The organism is Cellulomonas sp. GTC20042, assembly GCF_055389595.1.
This window is the reverse complement of sequence record NZ_AP043678.1, coordinates 3,867,291-3,883,401: the sequence shown is the minus strand read 5'-3', so window position 1 is coordinate 3,883,401 and position 16,111 is coordinate 3,867,291. Positions and strand designations below refer to the sequence as shown.

Sequence of the window (16,111 nt, the reverse complement as noted above, 5' to 3'; positions counted from 1 at the left end):
TCAGCGCTCCTCCTTGAAGTCGACGTGGCGGCGGACCACGGGGTCGTACTTCTTCAGCACGAGCCGGTCGGGGTCGTTGCGGCGGTTCTTGCGGGTGACGTAGGTGAACCCGGTGCCGGCGGTGGAGCGCAGCTTGATCACCGGGCGGACGTCGACGGCGCGGGCCATCAGACCTTCTCCCCGCGGGCGAGGATCCGGGCGACGACGACCTCGATGCCGAGCTTGTCGATGGTCTTGATGCCCCGGGCGGAGACGGTGAGCGTGACGTGACGGCCGAGCGAGGGCACCCAGTAGCGCTTCTTCTGGATGTTGGGGTCGAAGCGGCGCTTGGTGCGCCGGTGGGAGTGGGAGATCGCGTGGCCGAAGCCGGGCGACGTCCCGAGGACCTGGCAGTGAGCGGACATGGCGCCCACCATAAGTAATGAGAACGACTATCAGCAACACGCTACAGTGACGCCATGACCCGACCCCTGCGCCCGCGCAAGCCCCTGATCGTGCTCGCGACCGTCGACCCGGTGCTCCGGGACGCGGTCGTCTTCGCCGGTGTCGTGGACCATCCGCGCACCGTCGTGCTGCGGCACGACATCGTGGACGGGCCGGACGGCGGCGGCATCCGCCGCGTCGTGGTGGACGCGACCGGCGTGGTGGAGGACGTGCTGGTGCCGCTGGAGCACGCCTGCCTGAGCTGCGCGGTGCGCGAGGACGCGGTGCCCACGCTGGAGCGGCTGGCGCGCGACCCGCGCTGGGACGCGGTGCTGCTGGCCCTGCCGGTCTCCGCGGAGTCGCTGCCGGTGACGCGGGCGCTCGGCTGGGGCACCCGGCGCGGCGGGAGCCTGCGCAGCCTGCGCCTGGCCGGGGTGGTCGCGGCGGTGGAGCGGGACACGGTCGAGGACGACCTGCTGGGCGACGACCTGCTCGCCGAGCGCGGGCTGGCGCTCACCGAGGACGACCGGCGCTCGGTCGGCGAGGCGCTCGCGGCCCAGCTCGGGCACGCCGACGTGGTGCTCGTCGCCACGGACGGCCCCGCCGACGACCACGACGCCCGGGTGGCCTCCGACCTGATCGACCACGTGCGCGCCGCCGACGGGCTGCGGGTGGACGGGCTGTACGCGCTGGACCTGCCGGCGCTGCTCGCCGCCGAGCACGACCTGCGCGCCGGTGACCGTCGGCTGGACCCGCTGCACGCGGCCCCGGTGCCGGACGCCCCGACGCGCAGCGGCGTGTGGACGCTCGTGCTGGCCTCCGACCGGCCGCTGCACCCGGAGCGGCTGGTGTCCGAGATCGCGCGGCTCGGCGACGGGCGGCTGCGCAGCCGGGGGCACTTCTGGGTGCCGAGCCGACCCGACTCGGTGTGCGTGTGGGACGGTGCCGGCGGTCAGCTCGCGATCGGGGCGCTCGGCCGGTGGGGTGCGCGCACGCCCGGGACGCGGCTGGTGATCACGGGGGTGGAGGACGTGCGGGCCGAGCTGGTCGACGCCTTCGAGGGCGTGCTGATGACCGCGGCGGAGTACGCGGACGGGCTGCACCCGTGGCTCGGGCGGGCGGACGTGCTGGAGCCGTGGCTGGGCGACCGGGTGTGATCCACGGGTGTGACGCAGCAGGCAGGTGATCCGGGCCCTCGTCCCCAGAAGTCATGGGACGACCGGAGGATGATGGACGGCATGGTGAAGGTCCGCACCCGTCCGGAGCACCCGGCGACCGGTGCCGCGCTCGCGGTGGTCGGTGGCTTCCTCGACGCGTACACCTACGTCGCGCACCAGGGCGTGTTCGCCAACGCGCAGACCGGCAACGTGGTGTTCGTCGCGATCGACCTCGCGCAGGGGCGCTGGGCAGCCGCCGTCCGCTACCTGCCGATCATCGCGGCCTTCGTGGTCGGGCTGGTGGTCGCCGAGGTGATCGCCGCGCACCGGCACCGCCGGCTGCTGAGCGACCCGACCCGCGTGGTGCTGGTCGCGGAGATCTTGGTGCTCGCCGCGGTCGCCGCCGTGCCGACGGCCACCCCGCACCTGGTGGCCACGCTGTCGGTCGCCTTCGTCGCCGCGCTCCAGGTCACGACGTTCCGGCTGGTCCGCGAGACGTCCTACAGCACGACGATGACCACCGGGAACCTGCGCTCGCTGGTCACGGCGACCTACGAGTGGCTGTCCGGCTACGACCGCGGCCAGCGCACGGTGGCCGCGCGGCTGGCGCTGATCGTGCTGTCGTTCACCGCCGGGGCGGCCCTCGGCGCGCTGGTCAGCCGGCCGGAGGTGCTGGGCACGCATGCGCCGGTCGTCGTGGTCGCGATCCTGCTGGTGGTGCTGGCCTCGATCGAGACGCACACCCGGCGCACCCGTCGGGGTGCGGTCCTGGCGGTCTCGGTGGGGTCAGACCGCGAGCTCGTCCCCGTCGGCGACTGACGGCAGCAGGCCGGTGACGGGCGAACGGTCGGTCACGCAGTAGGACAGCCCGGCCGGGTCGGTGAGCACGGTCCACCGCTCGTGGCGGCGCAGCACCCGCGCCCCGGCGTCCTCGTGCTCGGCCACCACCAGGTCGCGCCGCGGCCCGGCCGCGAGGTCGAGGTGCGCGCGTACCCGCTCGCCGGGGTCGTCGGCGCCGAGCCGGTGCAGCAGCAGCCGCAGCGGGATCCCGTCCGGTCGCACGAGCGGGTCGAGCACGGCACCGCCGCCGGCGGCCCACCCGGTGAGCGTCGTCCAGAACGCGCGCTCGGCGCCGATCAGCGGGGCGGGCACGTCGATCGCGACCTGGTCGACCAGCGACACCCCGCCGCGCGGGCCGGTCACCGGCGCCGGGCGCACCGGGTCGGGGGTGCGGGCCACCACCAGGCAGAACGTCAGGCCGCCCGGCGAACGGAGCACCGCGTGGCCGGCCTGCGAGACGAGCGAGGCGCCGAGCGCCACCGCGCGCCCGACCTCGGCGTCGAGGTCGTCGACGTGCAGGTCCAGGTGCACCCGGGGCCCCTCGTCCAGCCGCTGCACCCGGAGGAAGGCCTCGCCGTCGGCGGGCAGCAGCGTGGCGAACTGCTCGCGGTCGCCCCGCGGCGCGGACGGGGTGCTGCCGGTCGCGGTCGACCAGAACCGGGTGCCGACGGCGTGCACGGCGGGCGGCAGGTCGAGGAACGCGGTGGTCCAGCGGATGGCCATGGGCCGACGTTAGCGGCGCGCAAGTCCCTGTGGGTGGACTGAGAACCGTGGCAGGATGCTGGCGTGACCTCCCACTTCGTCGTCCCGGGCCGCCGCGCGGCCGTGGGCGGGTGGTGACGGTGCTGGTCGAGTCCCTCGTCGGCGTGCTGGTCGAGATGACCCTGTCGCTGGTGTCCCGGCTGGCGTTCGGCCGGGACGCGGTGGCGCAGCTGACCGACGGCCTCACCTGGTCCGCGCTGGCGCTGCCGGGCGCGGTGCTGCTGCTCCTCGCGCTGGTCGCCGGCGCGTGGATCGCGTTCTGGGACGACTGATCCCCGCTCTAGCTCCTTGACGGGGCGGTCGCGCTGCGCCATTGTGTCAATGTGATGACACAAGAGCACATCCTGGGTCGACCGTGGCAGGCGGCCCGCCGGCACGCCGCCGTCTGCATCGCGCTCGCCTGGTGCGCCTTCGTCGTCGCCCCCGCGCTGCTGCTGCCCCGCATCCGCCTCGCCGGGCCCGCGCAGGGCGTGGTCGTCGGGCTGGTGCCGGCGCTCGCCGGTGCCGCGTTCCTGCTGGTGCTGGCGATCGGCGAGGTCACCTGGCCGCGACCCAGCGGCGACGTGCGCCGCGCCCCGCTGACCCGCCGGGGGCCGGCCGACGTCGCCCCGCGCGCCGCCCGCCGCAGCGCCTGGATCGTGTACGGCGTGCTCGCGGTGCTGCTGCTGTCCACCGGCCTCACCGCCGCGGGCGACGGCCGCTCGGTCGCCTACCGGTACGCGGTCGACATGTCCGGCGCCTCGGGGCCCTACCCCGGCTGGTACTTCGGCGTGCCGCTGCTGACCGGCTGCCTGGTGGTGCTGCGCGGCGGTGAGGTGCTGCTCCGGCTGATCGCCCGGCGCCCCGTCGTCTCCGGCGCGAGCACGGAGCACGACCTCGCGCTGCGCCGGGCCTCGGCGAGCCGGGTGCTCGCCGGGGTGCACACCGCCCTGCTCGGCACACTGGCGGGGGTGCTGCTGGTCACCGGGAGCGCGCTGCACAGCCTCGGCGCCCGGGGCAGCCTGGTCGAGGTGCCCTGGCTGGCCACGCTCGGCACCGTCGCCGGGGTCGCCGCCGCCGTGGTCGGACTGGTCGCGCTCGGCGCCGGGGTGCTGCTGACCCTGCGCTCGGACGCGGTGCCCGCGACGGCGCCGGTGGTCGCATGACCGCCCTGCTCGAGGTGGACGTCACCTCCGGCGTCCCGGTCTACGAGCAGATCCGCGCGCAGGTCGTCGCGCACGTCGCCGCCGGACGGCTCGCCGCCGGCGACCGGCTGCCGACCGTGCGCGCCCTCGCCGTCGACCTCGGGATCGCCCCCGGCACGGTCGCCCGCGCCTACCGCGAGCTGGAGACCGCCGGGGCCGTCAGCAGCCGTCGACGGCTGGGCACGGTCGTCACCGGGCAGGGAGCGATCGAGGCCGGACCGCGCATGGCGGCTCGCGCCTACGTGCGCACCGCCCGCGCCGCCGGGCTCACCGACGACCAGGTGCTCGACCTGGTGCGCGGGGCGCTGCACGACGGCTGATCCCGCCGTACCGGTGCCTGGGTGCTGACACCCCCGGGGCCCCGCTTCACCCCGCCGATCCCTCACGTCGTCCCCGCACCCGCCGACTGTCACCGGAGCAGGGGGGGACACTGCGGAAGGCCTCGCCATGCCCCTCGTCACCCCGCGCCGGCGCGCCGCTGCTCGCCTCCGTCGAGTCGCTGCGCGCGATCCTCGACAGCGTCGAGGCCAACGTCTTCGTGTCCGATCTCGACCTCCAGCTCGTCTACGCCAACCGCCGCGCGCTCGCCACGGCGGCGACGATCGAGCCCGCGCTGAAGGCGTCCTTCGGCACCGGCGTCGCGGACCTGCTGCTCGGGTCGATCCACCGCTTCCACAAGGACCCGGCGCGCGTCGAGCGGATCCTGCGCGACCCGCGCTCCTTCCCGCACCGGGCGACCTTCGCCTTCGGGGAGGTCAGCCTGGCGACGAACATCAACGCCGTCATCGGCGACGACGGGGCGATCCGGGGCTACTGCGTGGCGTGGGAGGACATCAGCGCCCAGCAGCAGATCGAGGTGACCGCACGCCGCGTGGCCGACGAGCTCGGCGAGGCCAGCACCCGGCTGCGCGGCGTCACCACCGACCTCGGCGACCAGGCACGCTCCACCGCGACGCAGGCGCAGACCGCCGCCGCGGCCACCGAGCAGATGAGCGCCTCCGTGCAGGAGATCGCCACCAACGCCAGCAACGCCGCCGGGCTCGCGGGCCGGGCCGTCACCGCGGTCGGCGACGCCACCGAGCGGCTGGACGCCCTCGGCGGGTCCAGCCAGGAGATCGGCGGGGTGGTGCGCCTGATCACCTCGATCGCGGAGCAGACCAACCTGCTCGCCCTGAACGCGACCATCGAGGCGGCCCGTGCCGGGGAGGCCGGCAAGGGCTTCGCCGTGGTCGCCGGCGAGGTCAAGGAGCTCGCCCGGGAGACCGCCGCCGCCACCCAGCGGGTGACCGAGCTGATCGCGGCGCTCCAGTCGGACAGCGACCGCGCCTCGCACGCCGTCGCCGGGATCACCGACCTGGTGCAGCGGATCAGCGACGCGCAGACCTCGATCGCCGGGGCCGTCGAGCAGCAGTCCGCCACCACCAACGAGATCAGCCGCAGCGTCGCCGAGGCCGCCCGCACCGCCGAGCAGACCCTGCACGACGCCGCCGCGGTGGGCGAGGGGGCCGAGCAGGTCGCCGCGACCTCGGAGCAGATGCGCGCGATGGTGCAGGACCACTGAGCCGGCGCCGGCACGTCGCACCTCGCGCCTAGCCTGGGCGCATGCCCGAGGGTCACACCGTCCACCGCATCGCCCGCCAGCTCGCCCGCGACTACGTCGGCCGCCGGGTGGCGGTCTCCTCCCCGCAGGGGCGGTTCGCCGCCGGGGCCGCGCTGCTCGACGGGCGGGAGCTGCTGACCTCCGCCGCTGTCGGCAAGCAGCTGTTCCTCGGCTTCGAGGGCGGCCACGTGCTGCGGGTGCACCTCGGGCTCTACGGTGCGTGGGACTTCCACGGGCTGGTGTCGCCGCTGGTCGACGGCGGCGAGGCGGTCGGCAGCATGGGCGCGCCCCGGGTGCGCCGGTCGGTGCGGATGGGCGAGGACGAGCGGGAGACCGCCGACGGGCCGGAGCCGGTGTTCCCGCCGGAGCCGGTGGGTCAGGTGCGGGTGCGGCTCGCCACCGAGGTCACCGTGGCGGACCTGCGCGGGCCGACGGCCTGCGAGGTGCTGGACCCGGCGGCGACGGCGGCGGTGCTGGCGCGGCTCGGGCCGGACCCGGCGGCTGAGGACGACGTGCGGGCGCTGGTCGCCGGGGGCGTCCCGGCCGACGCCGGCGCACCCGGCTCGGCCGTCGCGCCGAGCGCCGCGGACGTGGTGGTGCAGCGGATCACCTCGCGGGCGACGCCGGTGGGACGGCTGCTGATGGACCAGGAGGTGGTCGCCGGGATCGGCAACATCTACCGCGCCGAGCTGTTGTTCCGCGCCCGCCTCGACCCGCACACCCCGGGCCGCCGGGTGCCGGCCGAGGTCGCCCGCGCGCTGTGGGACGACTGGGCGGTGCTGCTGGCGGACGGCATCCGCACCGGCGTCATGCTGACCCGGGAGGACCTGGACGCGGAGGGCCGCGCCCGCGCGCTGGTCGACCGGACCGAGCGGCACTGGGTGTACGGGCGCGCGGGGGAGCCGTGCCGGGTGTGCGGCACCTCGGTGCTCGTGGAGGAGATGGCCACGCGCAAGCTGTACTGGTGCCCGGTCTGCCAGGTGTGAGCGCCGGTCAGGCGGGCGGCAGCGGCACCGGCTCCGGCGCCGCGTCCAGCGCCGCCCACGCGGACGCCCGCCAGCGTCCGGCGTTGTCCACCACCAGGCACAGCTCGTTGCCCTCCGGGTCGGCGAGCACCACGTAGCCGTCGCCCTCGGGGCCCAGCTCCGGCTCGCTGATCCGCAGTGCGCCGGCCGCGACCGCCCGCGCGGTCCACGCGGCGGCGTCGTCCACCTGCACGTCGAGGTGCAGGCGGTTCTTCGGCGAGGACTTGGGCTCGGGCACCTGCTGGAACGCGATCAGCACCGGGTCGGCGTCCACCACCGCCCATCCGGGGTGCAGCAGCGCCCAGCGCGACTCCAGCAGGCCGGCCCAGAACCGCGCGAGGGCGGCGGGGTCGGCGCAGTCCAGCACGATCTCCTGCACCACGGGTCTCATGCCCCCGACCGTAGCGCCGGGGTCCGACAGCGCCGGTGTGCGACGGCGCTGCTGGTCAGAGGTCGAAGTCCGCCACGATCAACGGGTCCGGCACCCGCTCGCCCACCGGCACCTCGGCGTCGAGCACGTTGCCCCGGGTGGCCAGCGGGCAGGCCCATGCCGGGTCGTAGGCGCAGGACGGGTTGTAGGCGAAGTTGAGGTCGACCACCAGCCCGCCGTCGGGCGCGCGCCCGTGGTCGGCGCCCTTGATCGTGTCGAGCACGTAGCGCCCGCCGCCGTAGGTCGAGCGCCCGGAGGTGGCGTCCTTGACCGGCACGAAGATCCCGCCGCCGTAGGTGCGCAGCGCCCAGACGGTGAGCGAGCCGAGGTCGTCGAGCTCCAGGCGGCCGACCCGGTCGAAGGGCACCAGGCCGTCGGTGCCGGTGGCGACCTCGAGCCGCTGCGGGGAGGTGGCGCGCACCCGGACCTCGAAGCGGTAGGCAGGGTCGTAGGGGGCGACGTCGAGGCCGGTGAACACGGCCTTGGCGGCCGGGCGCAGCGGGGAGGCCGCGTGCCCGGCGAACAGCTCGTCGCGGCGGTCCACCCACTCGCGGTGCGCGGCGGCGGGGTCGGTGGCAGCGATCCGCCGGACATCGGCGTACACCTGGGCGACGCGGCGCCGCCAGTCGGCCACCGCGAGCGCGTCGAAGACCTGACCGAGCTGCGTCACCATGCCTCCACCGTCTCATGCCCGGCGGGAGGACGGCGTGGACGAACGGCCGGGGCGCGGCCTGTCGGACCGGCGTGAAAGGCTGGCGGCATGGACTTGAGGATCTTCACCGAGCCGCAGATGGGCGCGACGTACTCCGACCTGCTCGCCGTGGCCAAGGCGTCCGAGGACCTGGGCTTCGACGCCTTCTTCCGCTCCGACCACTACCTGACGATGGGCGGCGACGGCCTGCCCGGCCCCACCGACGCCTGGACGACGCTGGCCGGCCTCGCCCGCGAGACCAGCACGATCCGCCTGGGCACCCTGGTGACGTCGGCGACGTTCCGGCACCCCGGCGTGCTGGCGATCCAGGTGGCGCAGGTGGACGAGATGTCCGGCGGGCGGGTCGAGCTCGGCCTGGGTGCCGGCTGGTTCGCCGAGGAGCACGCCGCCTACGGCATCCCGTTCCCGGCCAAGCGCTTCGGCCTGCTCACCGAGCAGCTCGAGGTCGTCACCGGTCTGTGGGGCACGCCGGTGGGCGAGCGCTTCTCCTACGCGGGCGAGCACTACACGCTCGAGAACAGCCCGGCCCTGCCCAAGCCGGTGCAGCAGTCCCCGCTGGACCCGTCCCGCGCGGGCGTCCCGGTGATCGTCGGCGGTCTCGGCCCGAGGCGCACCCCCGCGCTGGCCGCCCGGTTCGCCGCCGAGTTCAACCTGTCCTTCCCGCCGCTGGCCGAGATCGGGCCGAAGCTGGAGACGGTGCGCGAGGCCTGCCGGACCATCGGCCGCGACCCCGAGACGCTCACCCTGTCCACCGCCCTGGTGATGGTCGCGGGCCGCGACGACGCCGAGGTGGACCGTCGGGCCGCGGCGATCGGCCGTGACCCGAAGGAGGTCCGCGAGGTCGGCATCGCCGGCACGCCGACCGCGATCGTGGACCGGCTGGGCGCGCTCGCCGAGCTCGGCATCCAGCGCGTCTACCTCCAGGTGCTCGACCTGCACGACCTGGACCACCTGGAGCTGGTGGCCTCCGAGGTCATGCCGCAGCTGGGCTGATCTCCGTCGTGGTCCGCGGCCGCTGCGTGCGCGCCATGCGGAGCAGGTCGCGGGCCACGACCACCAGCAGCACCACCAGCAGCACGTTGCGTGCCACCAGCACCAGCGAGGGGCCGACCACGCCGGCGGTGATCGCCGAGTAGGTCATCGGGAACACCACCTGGGTCAGGCCGCCGATCACCAGCACCAGGACGGCGGTCCACCGCCAGGGCCGTAGCCCGCCGGCACCCGGCCGGGCCAGGCCGACGGCCACCGGACCGGCCAGCCAGCCGATGAACTGCGGCGAGCCGACCTTGTTGGTGACGATCAGCAGCACGGCCATCAGCAGCGCGCCGCGGGCGAGGAACGCCGGCACGTCGAGGTCGGCGCCCGCGCGGTGCCGGACCAGCAGCAGCAGACCGGTGGCGGCGGCGAGGGCGACCGGCAGGGCCAGCCCGAGCAGCGAGGCGACGGTGGCGGTGCCGGGCCCGGCGATCTCCCAGGTGATGATCTCCTGGTTCAGGGTGATCGTGACCCCGGGGTCGACCAGCCCGCGCAGCACCCACGGCGTCGCGCCGACCGACTCGAGCTGGAGACCGCGGTCGCCCTGCGCGAGCAGGAAGCTCAGCAGGTGCTCCGCCCCGCCGCCCACGGTCACCACCCCGGCCACCACGACGCACACCGCGGCGGCGGGCAGCACCAGGTCGCGCCACGGCCGGCGGACCACCATCACCAGCGGCAGCAGCAGCGCGCCCGGTGCCACCTTGATCCACGCGCCGACGGTCAGCAGCGCGGAGGCCACCGCGGGCCGGCGCAGCGCGAGCGTCAGCGCGATCACCACGATCGGCGCCACCACGGCGTCCAGCCGACCGATCGCGATCGGCCCGAGCAGGGCGATGAACAGCAGCCACCACCAGGCGCCGACCGCCGGGTCGGTGCGGGCGCCCTCGTCGCGTCGGCCCGAGCGCAGCAGCACGCCGATCGCCGCCGCGTTCAGCCCGGCGATCAGCACGGTCCACGCCAGCGCGTAGGGCTGGGTGCCGACGGCGTCGACCAGCGCGGGCAGCAGCATCGGCAGCACCGCCCCGGCGGGGTACACCCAGTCGCCGTCGAGCACCGGCCACACGCCCTGGTGCAGGCCCTGCCACATCCACCAGCGGTACAGGTCGAGGTCCCAGAACGCCTGGGTGGGGATGAGCACGGTGCCCACCAGGGCGATCCAGCCGTGCACCAGCGCGAACGCCACCCAGAGGGCCGTGCGCGACCGGATGAGTCGAACGGTGTCCAGGGCGGGCCTCCGGGGTCGGTGCGGGCGCGGCTCACCCTACGCGGCGAGTCCGTGCGCGGAGGGGTCCCGACGGCGCCCGGCCCCCGGCCGATACCCTGCGGGGCGGGTCGGCGCGGCACGCACGTCGCGCGGCCCGGTCCCGGGCGCGGCGCCCGGGCGGCGAGCGAGGAGAGCGGGGACGCGTGAGCGCGATCGGGTGGCGGGTGCACGGCGACGGCCGACGGGTGGAGCCGGGGGCGGTGGTCGCACCGGACGAGCGGCTGAGCTGGCCCCGCACCATCGGCATCGGCATGCAGCACGTGGTGGCGATGTTCGGCGCGACCTTCCTGGTCCCGCTGCTGACCGGGTTCTCCCCGGCGACGACGCTGCTGTTCTCCGCGATCGGCACGGTGCTGTTCCTGATCGTCACCGGGAACAAGCTGCCGAGCTACCTCGGCTCCTCCTTCGCGTTCATCGCGCCGATCTCGGCGGCCACCGCGTCGGGCGGGCAGTCCGCGGCGGTCGGCGGCGTGCTGATCACCGGTGTGCTGCTCGCGGTGATCGGCCTGGTGGTGCACCTGGCGGGCCCGCGCTGGATCGACGTGGTGATGCCGCCGGTGGTCACCGGCACGATCGTCGCGCTGATCGGCTTCAACCTGGCGCCGACCGCGTGGGGCACCTGCCAGCCGGACGGCACGTGCAGCGGCTTCCGCGCCGCACCGGTGACCGCGATCGTGACCCTGCTGGCGATCGTGCTGGTGGCGGTGCTGTTCCGCGGCATCCTCGGCCGGCTGTCGATCCTGGTCGGCGTGCTGATCGGCTACGTGGTCGCCACGATCCGCGGCGAGGTCGACTTCACCGCCGTCGAGCAGGCCGCCTGGTTCGGCCTGCCGGACTTCGTGACCCCGACCTTCGAGCCCCGGCTGCTCGGGCTGTTCCTGCCGGTGGTGTTCGTGCTGGTGGCCGAGAACGTCGGGCACGTGAAGTCGGTCGCGGCGATGACCGGCAAGGACCTGGACCACCTGACCGGCCGCGCGCTGCTGGCCGACGGCCTGGCGACCACCCTCGCGGGCGTCGGCGGCGGCTCCGGCACCACCACCTACGCCGAGAACATCGGTGTGATGGCGGCGACCAAGGTCTACTCCACCGCGGCGTACTGGGTGGCGGCGGCGACCGCCCTGGTGCTCAGCCTGTCCCCGAAGTTCGGCGAGGTGATCAACACGATCCCGGCCGGCGTGCTCGGCGGGGCGACCACCGTGCTCTACGGGATGATCGGCGTGCTCGGCGCCCGGATCTGGGTGCAGAACAAGGTCGACTTCTCGAACCCGGTGAACCTCACCACCGCGGCGGTGGCCCTGGTGGTCGGCATCGCGAACTACACCTGGACCGCCGGCGACGTCACCTTCGAGGGCATCGCGCTCGGCTCGGCGGCGGCGATCGGCGTCTACCACCTGATGCGCGCGGTGGCCCGCTGGCGCGGCACCACCCAGGAGCCCGCCTCGCCCGCCTCGGTGCCCGGCGGCACCGAGCTGGAGCGCTGAGGCACGCAGGCGCACATCGGGCCCGTCCTCCTGCACGGAGGGCGGGCCCGATCGCTGCGTGGAGGGTCTCAGCCCTCGGCGGCCTCGCCCTCGGCCGGCGGCGCCTCGGTCTCCGTGGTCGCCGGCGCGGTGGTCGGCACGGGCATCGCGATCGGGGTGACCTGGTCCAGCGGGACGCAGCCCGCGGGCACCGCGAACGGCTGGTCGGCGACGAGGGTGACGTCCGCCGCGGCGACCAGTGCGTTGTAGGTGGCGCCGACCACCAGGTCCACGCTCGCGTCGGCGCGGTCGTCGAGCACCAGCAGGGGACTGTCGAGCTGCGCGGCCAGCGTGTACGCCGCGGCGACGCCCTGGGTGCCGAACTGGATCAGCGCGGTGCCCTCGTACCGGGCGTAGCCCTGCGCGGTCGCGTTGCCCTGGGTGCTGATCGCGAAGCCGCGGGACGCCAGCGCCGAGGCGGTGTCCCCGGCCAGCCCGACCCGGGTGGTGCCGTTGTACACGTTCACCGCGACCTGGCCGTAGGGCACCGGCGTGGCACCCTCCGGCGGGCACGGGGAGTCGGCGGCGGCCAGGCCGGTCGGCGCCGGCGAGGAGAAGCCGCGGGCCAGGAACGGCAGCTCGAGGTTGCCGGTGTACACAGCGGCGGCACCGAGGCCGGCCACGCCGAGACCGGCGAGCAGGACGCCGAAGATCACGGCCTGCCGCTCGTGGACGTGCCGGCGGCGACGCTGACGGGCGAGGTCGGGGGCGGGGCGCTCAGAGGACATCGGACTCGATCACGAGGACGCGGGCGTGCAGGACGGGGCGCTGCTGGAGGGCGGCGCGCACGGCACGGTGCAGCCCGTCCTCCAGGTACATCACGCCGTGCCACTGCACGACGTGGGCGAACAGGTCGCCGTAGAACGTCGAGTCCTCGGACAGCAGGTTGTCCAGGTTCAACGTGCGCTTGGTGGTGACGAGCTCGTCCAGGCGGACCTGGCGCGGCGGCACCTCGGCCCACTGCTTGGGCGTGACGAGGCCGTGATCGGGATAGGGCCTGCCCTCGCCCACCGACTTGAAGATCACCCTGGGGAGTGTAGGTGAGGCCGGGCCCCCTCGGGGGCAATGGCTCGCGGGCCGAGCGGTCGGACCCCGATCCGGGGTGACGTCCCCCGGACGGATGTGTCACGCTCGGCCGTGGGCCGCCCGATTTGTCCCTCTTGGGCCCGGTCCGGTGCCCGGGTGGGTGAACTTCCTCCCGGAGGTCGTGGAGGCGGTCGGTCCGGTCGATGAGATGAGCACGGGCGGGTCGCCGCCCGGTCGGTCACGCACCGGGTGAGCCGAGGGGAGAGGGCATGCCGCAGGAAGCACGGCTGCGCGCCCGACGACGGGTGCGCAGGATCGTCGCGGTCACCGTGCCGGTCGGTCTCGTGCTCTCGGTGGCCGCCGCCGCCCTCACCGCCCACTCCGAGCGCGACCGCCTGGTCAGCGCGACCCGGTGGCAGCTCGCGGTCACCGCGGAGGCGGTGTCCTCCCGGCTCGACGTGCAGGGCGAGCTCACCCAGCTCTCCGCCGTGATGCTCACCCCGGCACCCGGCGTCGCACCCGAGCAGTCGCTGGCCATGTGGCAGACGCACATGCAGCTGCTCGGCGTGCGGGACGGCGCCGGGGCGGGCTACGCCGTCTCCTGGGTGCGCGCCGCGCAGGACGCCGAGGCACGCCGGGGCGCGGTGGTGCTCGGGGCGCCGGGCGACCCCACGACCGCCACCGTCGAGTCGGTGGTGCGGCACGCCGACCCCTCGCTGGTCGACGCGCTCGCCGCCGGGGACGACGGGGGCGAGGCAGCCGAGGTGCTCGCCGACGCCCTGTCGACGGCCCGGGACGCCGGATCGCTGGTGATGTCCGCGCCCTACGTGCCCGGCGACGACGACGCGAGCAGCCCCGAGGCGGCCGTGGTCGTGCCGGTGTTCGACAGCACGATCTCCCCGACCTCGGTGGCCGCCCGGCGGGACCGGATCATCGGCTGGGCGGTGACCACGTTCCGGGTGGGGCCGCTGCTCGACCGGGTGGACGCCCCCGCGGACGCCACGCTGGTGCAGGACTCCGGCGCGTCGCTCGGCACCGTGGTCGGGTCCCGGTCGACCGGCGTCACGCCCAGCGGCACGGGCCTGGTCGAGCAGGTCGACCTGCCGGTGGGCGGGCGCACCTGGACGCTGACGGTCGAGCGCTCCGACGCCCCCGGTCCCCTGCCCTGGCTGGTGCTGGGCTCCGGCCTGGTGCTGACGGCGCTGGTCGGCGGGCTGCTGGCCTCCCGGGCGATCGCCGAGGTGCGCGCGCTCCAGCTGGCCTCGGACCGCACGCACGACCTCGCGACCCGCTCCCGCGAGCTGGAGTCGATCACCCGGAACACCCCGGACGCCCTCGCGCGCGTCGACGCCGACGGGCGCCTGGCCTTCGCCAACGAGGCGCTGCGCCGCGCGGCCGGCCTGCCGGAGGACGCGATCGGCCGACGCACCACCGAGCTGTCCGCCTACTCCCCGGTGATGCACGCCGTGCGGGCGCTGTCGAACCACATGCTCGCGATCGGCTCCGAGCCGGGCGTCGACCCGCAGAACGACCCGCGCCGGCTGATCCGGATGTCCGCGCAGTCCAACGGCCACTGGTACGACGTGCGCGCCGTCGCCGAGCTGGACGAGGACCGCATCACCGAGTCGGTGCTCGTGGTGGCCCGCGACATCACCCGGTTCCGCGACGCCCAGGACCGGCTGACCCACGCCGCCACCCACGACCCGCTCACCGGCCTGGCCAACCGCGACGTCGCCCGCGAGCGGGGGATCGCCGCGCTGACCACCTCGCGCGCCGGGACCGCGCTGCTGCTGCTCGACCTCGACCGGTTCAAGCTGGTGAACGACTCCTACGGGCACGCCGTCGGCGACCAGCTGCTCCAGCTCGCGGCGACCCGGGTCGGCGCGGACCTGCCCGAGCGGGCCACCGCCGCCCGGCTCGGCGGCGACGAGTTCGTGGTGCTGCTGCCGGACGTGCGGCCCGCGGCGGCCGAGCGGGTGGCGGCCCGGCTGGTCGAGGCGTTCGGGCAGCCGTTCTCGGTGAACTCCGAGGAGTTCGCCGTCGGGTGCAGCGTCGGCGTGGTGCACGCGGAGCCCGGGTCGATGCCGTGGGACGAGCTGCTGCGCTGCGCCGACGTCGCGATGTACCGGGCCAAGGACGTCGGCGGCGGGGCGCACCGCTGGTACGAGGACACCGAGGCGGACCGGGCGCGGCAGCGGCTGACCATGGCCGCCGACCTGCGCCGCGCGGTGGACGAGGGCGAGATGTACCTGGTCTACCAGCCGGAGATCGACCTGGTCAGCGGACGGGTGGTCGGCGTCGAGGCGCTGATGCGCTGGGCGAGCCGCAGCCGGGGGCCGGTGTCGCCGGCGGAGTTCATCCCGGTCGCCGAGGAGACCGGGCTGATCACCGCTCTCGGGGCGTGGGCGTTGCACCGCGCCGTCGCCGACATCACCGCGCACAACCGGCTCACCGGCTCCGACCTGCGGGTCTGGGTGAACGTCTCGCCGCGGCAGTTCGCCGGGCAGTCCGACCGGCCGGACCTGGTGACCACCGTGGTCGACGTGCTGGCCCGGATGGACGCGCCCCCTCGCTGGCTCGGGATCGAGGTCACCGAGAGCGCCCTGGCCGACGACGCCCGCGCGGTGCCGATGCTGCGCGCGCTCGACGAGCTCGGCGTCGGCGTCGCGATCGACGACTTCGGCACCGGCTACTCCTCGCTGTCCCGGCTGCACGACTACCCGGTGACGCTGCTCAAGATCGACCGGTCCTTCGTGCAGGGGCTCGGCGACCCCGACGTGTCCGGCCCCCGGGCCGCCGGCGTGATCGAGGCGATCGTGGCCCTCGGGCGGTCGCTCGGCGCGCACGTGATCGCCGAGGGTGTCGAGGACGAGATGCGGTTCGTGCAGCTGCGGGCGCTCGGGTGCGGGTACGCGCAGGGCTACCTGTTCGGTCGGCCGACGGCCTTCGCCGACGCGGTCCAGGTCGACCCCCTGGCACCCCGGCGGGCGGTGGACGGGGCACCCCAGCAGCGCGTCTGACCGGCGGATCAGCGCACAGGATCTGCACAGATCCATGTGAGTGGAATCACTCGAATCGGCCCGAACAGCTGCGGGATTCCCGTACCTTCGCTGCGAAGAGCGCCGACGACGGC

At 75.1% G+C, this 16,111-nt stretch carries 18 protein-coding genes; 10 read left to right on the top strand and 8 right to left on the bottom strand.

The genetic code is table 11. From position 1 onward, the window contains the following. Together rpmG and rpmB are read right to left on the bottom strand one after the other, a co-directional pair. Nucleotides 1-168 carry a 50S ribosomal protein L33 gene (gene rpmG / locus ACZ5HG_RS17970; RefSeq protein ID WP_464178885.1) on the bottom strand — a complete coding sequence of 56 codons (168 nt, stop codon included), beginning with the start codon at nt 166-168 and terminating at the stop codon, nt 1-3. Beyond that, nucleotides 168-404 carry a 50S ribosomal protein L28 gene (gene rpmB / locus ACZ5HG_RS17965; protein WP_464178883.1) on the bottom strand — a complete coding sequence of 79 codons (237 nt, stop codon included), beginning with the start codon at nt 402-404 and terminating at the stop codon, nt 168-170. The genes rpmG and rpmB overlap by 1 nt, the downstream gene beginning before the upstream one ends. A gap of 54 nt (nt 405-458) precedes the next feature. Here rpmB and ACZ5HG_RS17960 point away from each other — a divergent pair, with 54 nt between their 5' ends. Then, entirely contained in the window at nt 459-1,580 is a 1,122-nt protein-coding gene (locus tag ACZ5HG_RS17960) for a CobW family GTP-binding protein (RefSeq protein ID WP_464178881.1), read from the top strand. Between the two features lie 81 nt (nt 1,581-1,661). After that, nucleotides 1,662-2,399, top strand: coding sequence for a YoaK family protein (locus tag ACZ5HG_RS17955; protein WP_464178879.1), 738 nt, complete (start codon nt 1,662-1,664; stop codon nt 2,397-2,399). Here ACZ5HG_RS17955 and ACZ5HG_RS17950 read toward each other — a convergent pair. Continuing rightward, complete coding sequence (locus ACZ5HG_RS17950) at nt 2,367-3,143, bottom strand: VOC family protein (RefSeq protein WP_464178877.1); 777 nt, start codon at nt 3,141-3,143, stop codon at nt 2,367-2,369. The genes ACZ5HG_RS17955 and ACZ5HG_RS17950 overlap by 33 nt on opposite strands. 119 nt (nt 3,144-3,262) lie before the next feature. On the opposite strand from ACZ5HG_RS17950, the gene ACZ5HG_RS17945 reads away from it, so the two are divergent. The 5 genes from ACZ5HG_RS17945 (at nt 3,263) to ACZ5HG_RS17925 (ending at nt 6,952) form a co-directional block, all read left to right on the top strand. Continuing rightward, nucleotides 3,263-3,454 carry a hypothetical protein gene (locus ACZ5HG_RS17945; RefSeq protein WP_464178875.1) on the top strand — a complete coding sequence of 64 codons (192 nt, stop codon included), beginning with the start codon at nt 3,263-3,265 and terminating at the stop codon, nt 3,452-3,454. Nucleotides 3,455-3,508: 54 nt separating this feature from the next. Further along, the gene (locus ACZ5HG_RS17940) at nt 3,509-4,327 is read left to right on the top strand and encodes a hypothetical protein (RefSeq protein WP_464178873.1); all 819 of its coding nucleotides are present in this window, start codon (nt 3,509-3,511) and stop codon (nt 4,325-4,327) included. Then, the gene (locus ACZ5HG_RS17935; protein WP_464178871.1) at nt 4,324-4,686 is read left to right on the top strand and encodes a GntR family transcriptional regulator; all 363 of its coding nucleotides are present in this window, start codon (nt 4,324-4,326) and stop codon (nt 4,684-4,686) included. The genes ACZ5HG_RS17940 and ACZ5HG_RS17935 overlap by 4 nt, the downstream gene beginning before the upstream one ends. A gap of 218 nt (nt 4,687-4,904) precedes the next feature. Next, entirely contained in the window at nt 4,905-5,927 is a 1,023-nt protein-coding gene (locus tag ACZ5HG_RS17930; protein WP_464178869.1) for a methyl-accepting chemotaxis protein, read from the top strand. A gap of 41 nt (nt 5,928-5,968) precedes the next feature. Next, a complete protein-coding gene (locus ACZ5HG_RS17925) occupies nt 5,969-6,952 on the top strand; it encodes an Fpg/Nei family DNA glycosylase (protein ID WP_464178867.1) in 984 nt (327 codons plus the stop codon). 7 nt (nt 6,953-6,959) lie between these two features. On the opposite strand, the gene ACZ5HG_RS17920 is transcribed toward ACZ5HG_RS17925, so the two are convergent. Both ACZ5HG_RS17920 and ACZ5HG_RS17915 read right to left on the bottom strand, forming a co-directional pair. Beyond that, nucleotides 6,960-7,382 carry a VOC family protein gene (locus ACZ5HG_RS17920; protein WP_464178865.1) on the bottom strand — a complete coding sequence of 141 codons (423 nt, stop codon included), beginning with the start codon at nt 7,380-7,382 and terminating at the stop codon, nt 6,960-6,962. Nucleotides 7,383-7,437: 55 nt separating this feature from the next. Next, nucleotides 7,438-8,094, bottom strand: coding sequence for a DUF1684 domain-containing protein (locus ACZ5HG_RS17915; RefSeq protein ID WP_464178863.1), 657 nt, complete (start codon nt 8,092-8,094; stop codon nt 7,438-7,440). Between the two features lie 87 nt (nt 8,095-8,181). Between ACZ5HG_RS17915 and ACZ5HG_RS17910 the strand changes: the two genes are divergently transcribed. Then, complete coding sequence (locus ACZ5HG_RS17910; protein ID WP_464178861.1) at nt 8,182-9,126, top strand: LLM class F420-dependent oxidoreductase; 945 nt, start codon at nt 8,182-8,184, stop codon at nt 9,124-9,126. Here the strand turns inward: ACZ5HG_RS17910 and ACZ5HG_RS17905 are convergent. Then, nucleotides 9,107-10,351 (bottom strand): glycosyltransferase 87 family protein, encoded by a 1,245-nt coding sequence (locus ACZ5HG_RS17905; protein ID WP_464178859.1) that lies wholly within the window; start codon nt 10,349-10,351, stop codon nt 9,107-9,109. The genes ACZ5HG_RS17910 and ACZ5HG_RS17905 overlap by 20 nt on opposite strands. Nucleotides 10,352-10,575: 224 nt before the next feature. On the opposite strand from ACZ5HG_RS17905, the gene ACZ5HG_RS17900 reads away from it, so the two are divergent. Further along, nucleotides 10,576-11,913 carry a uracil-xanthine permease family protein gene (locus tag ACZ5HG_RS17900; RefSeq protein ID WP_464178857.1) on the top strand — a complete coding sequence of 446 codons (1,338 nt, stop codon included), beginning with the start codon at nt 10,576-10,578 and terminating at the stop codon, nt 11,911-11,913. Between the two features lie 68 nt (nt 11,914-11,981). Here the strand turns inward: ACZ5HG_RS17900 and ACZ5HG_RS17895 are convergent, their stop codons facing one another. Further along, the gene (locus tag ACZ5HG_RS17895; RefSeq protein ID WP_464178855.1) at nt 11,982-12,680 is read right to left on the bottom strand and encodes a LytR C-terminal domain-containing protein; all 699 of its coding nucleotides are present in this window, start codon (nt 12,678-12,680) and stop codon (nt 11,982-11,984) included. Continuing rightward, the gene (locus tag ACZ5HG_RS17890) at nt 12,670-12,978 is read right to left on the bottom strand and encodes a type II toxin-antitoxin system VapB family antitoxin (protein ID WP_464178853.1); all 309 of its coding nucleotides are present in this window, start codon (nt 12,976-12,978) and stop codon (nt 12,670-12,672) included. Before ACZ5HG_RS17890 ends, ACZ5HG_RS17895 begins: the two co-directional genes overlap by 11 nt. Before the next feature lie 269 nt (nt 12,979-13,247). On the opposite strand from ACZ5HG_RS17890, the gene ACZ5HG_RS17885 reads away from it, so the two are divergent. Further along, complete coding sequence (locus tag ACZ5HG_RS17885) at nt 13,248-15,998, top strand: bifunctional diguanylate cyclase/phosphodiesterase (protein ID WP_464178851.1); 2,751 nt, start codon at nt 13,248-13,250, stop codon at nt 15,996-15,998. Nucleotides 15,999-16,111: the final 113 nt, after the last annotated feature.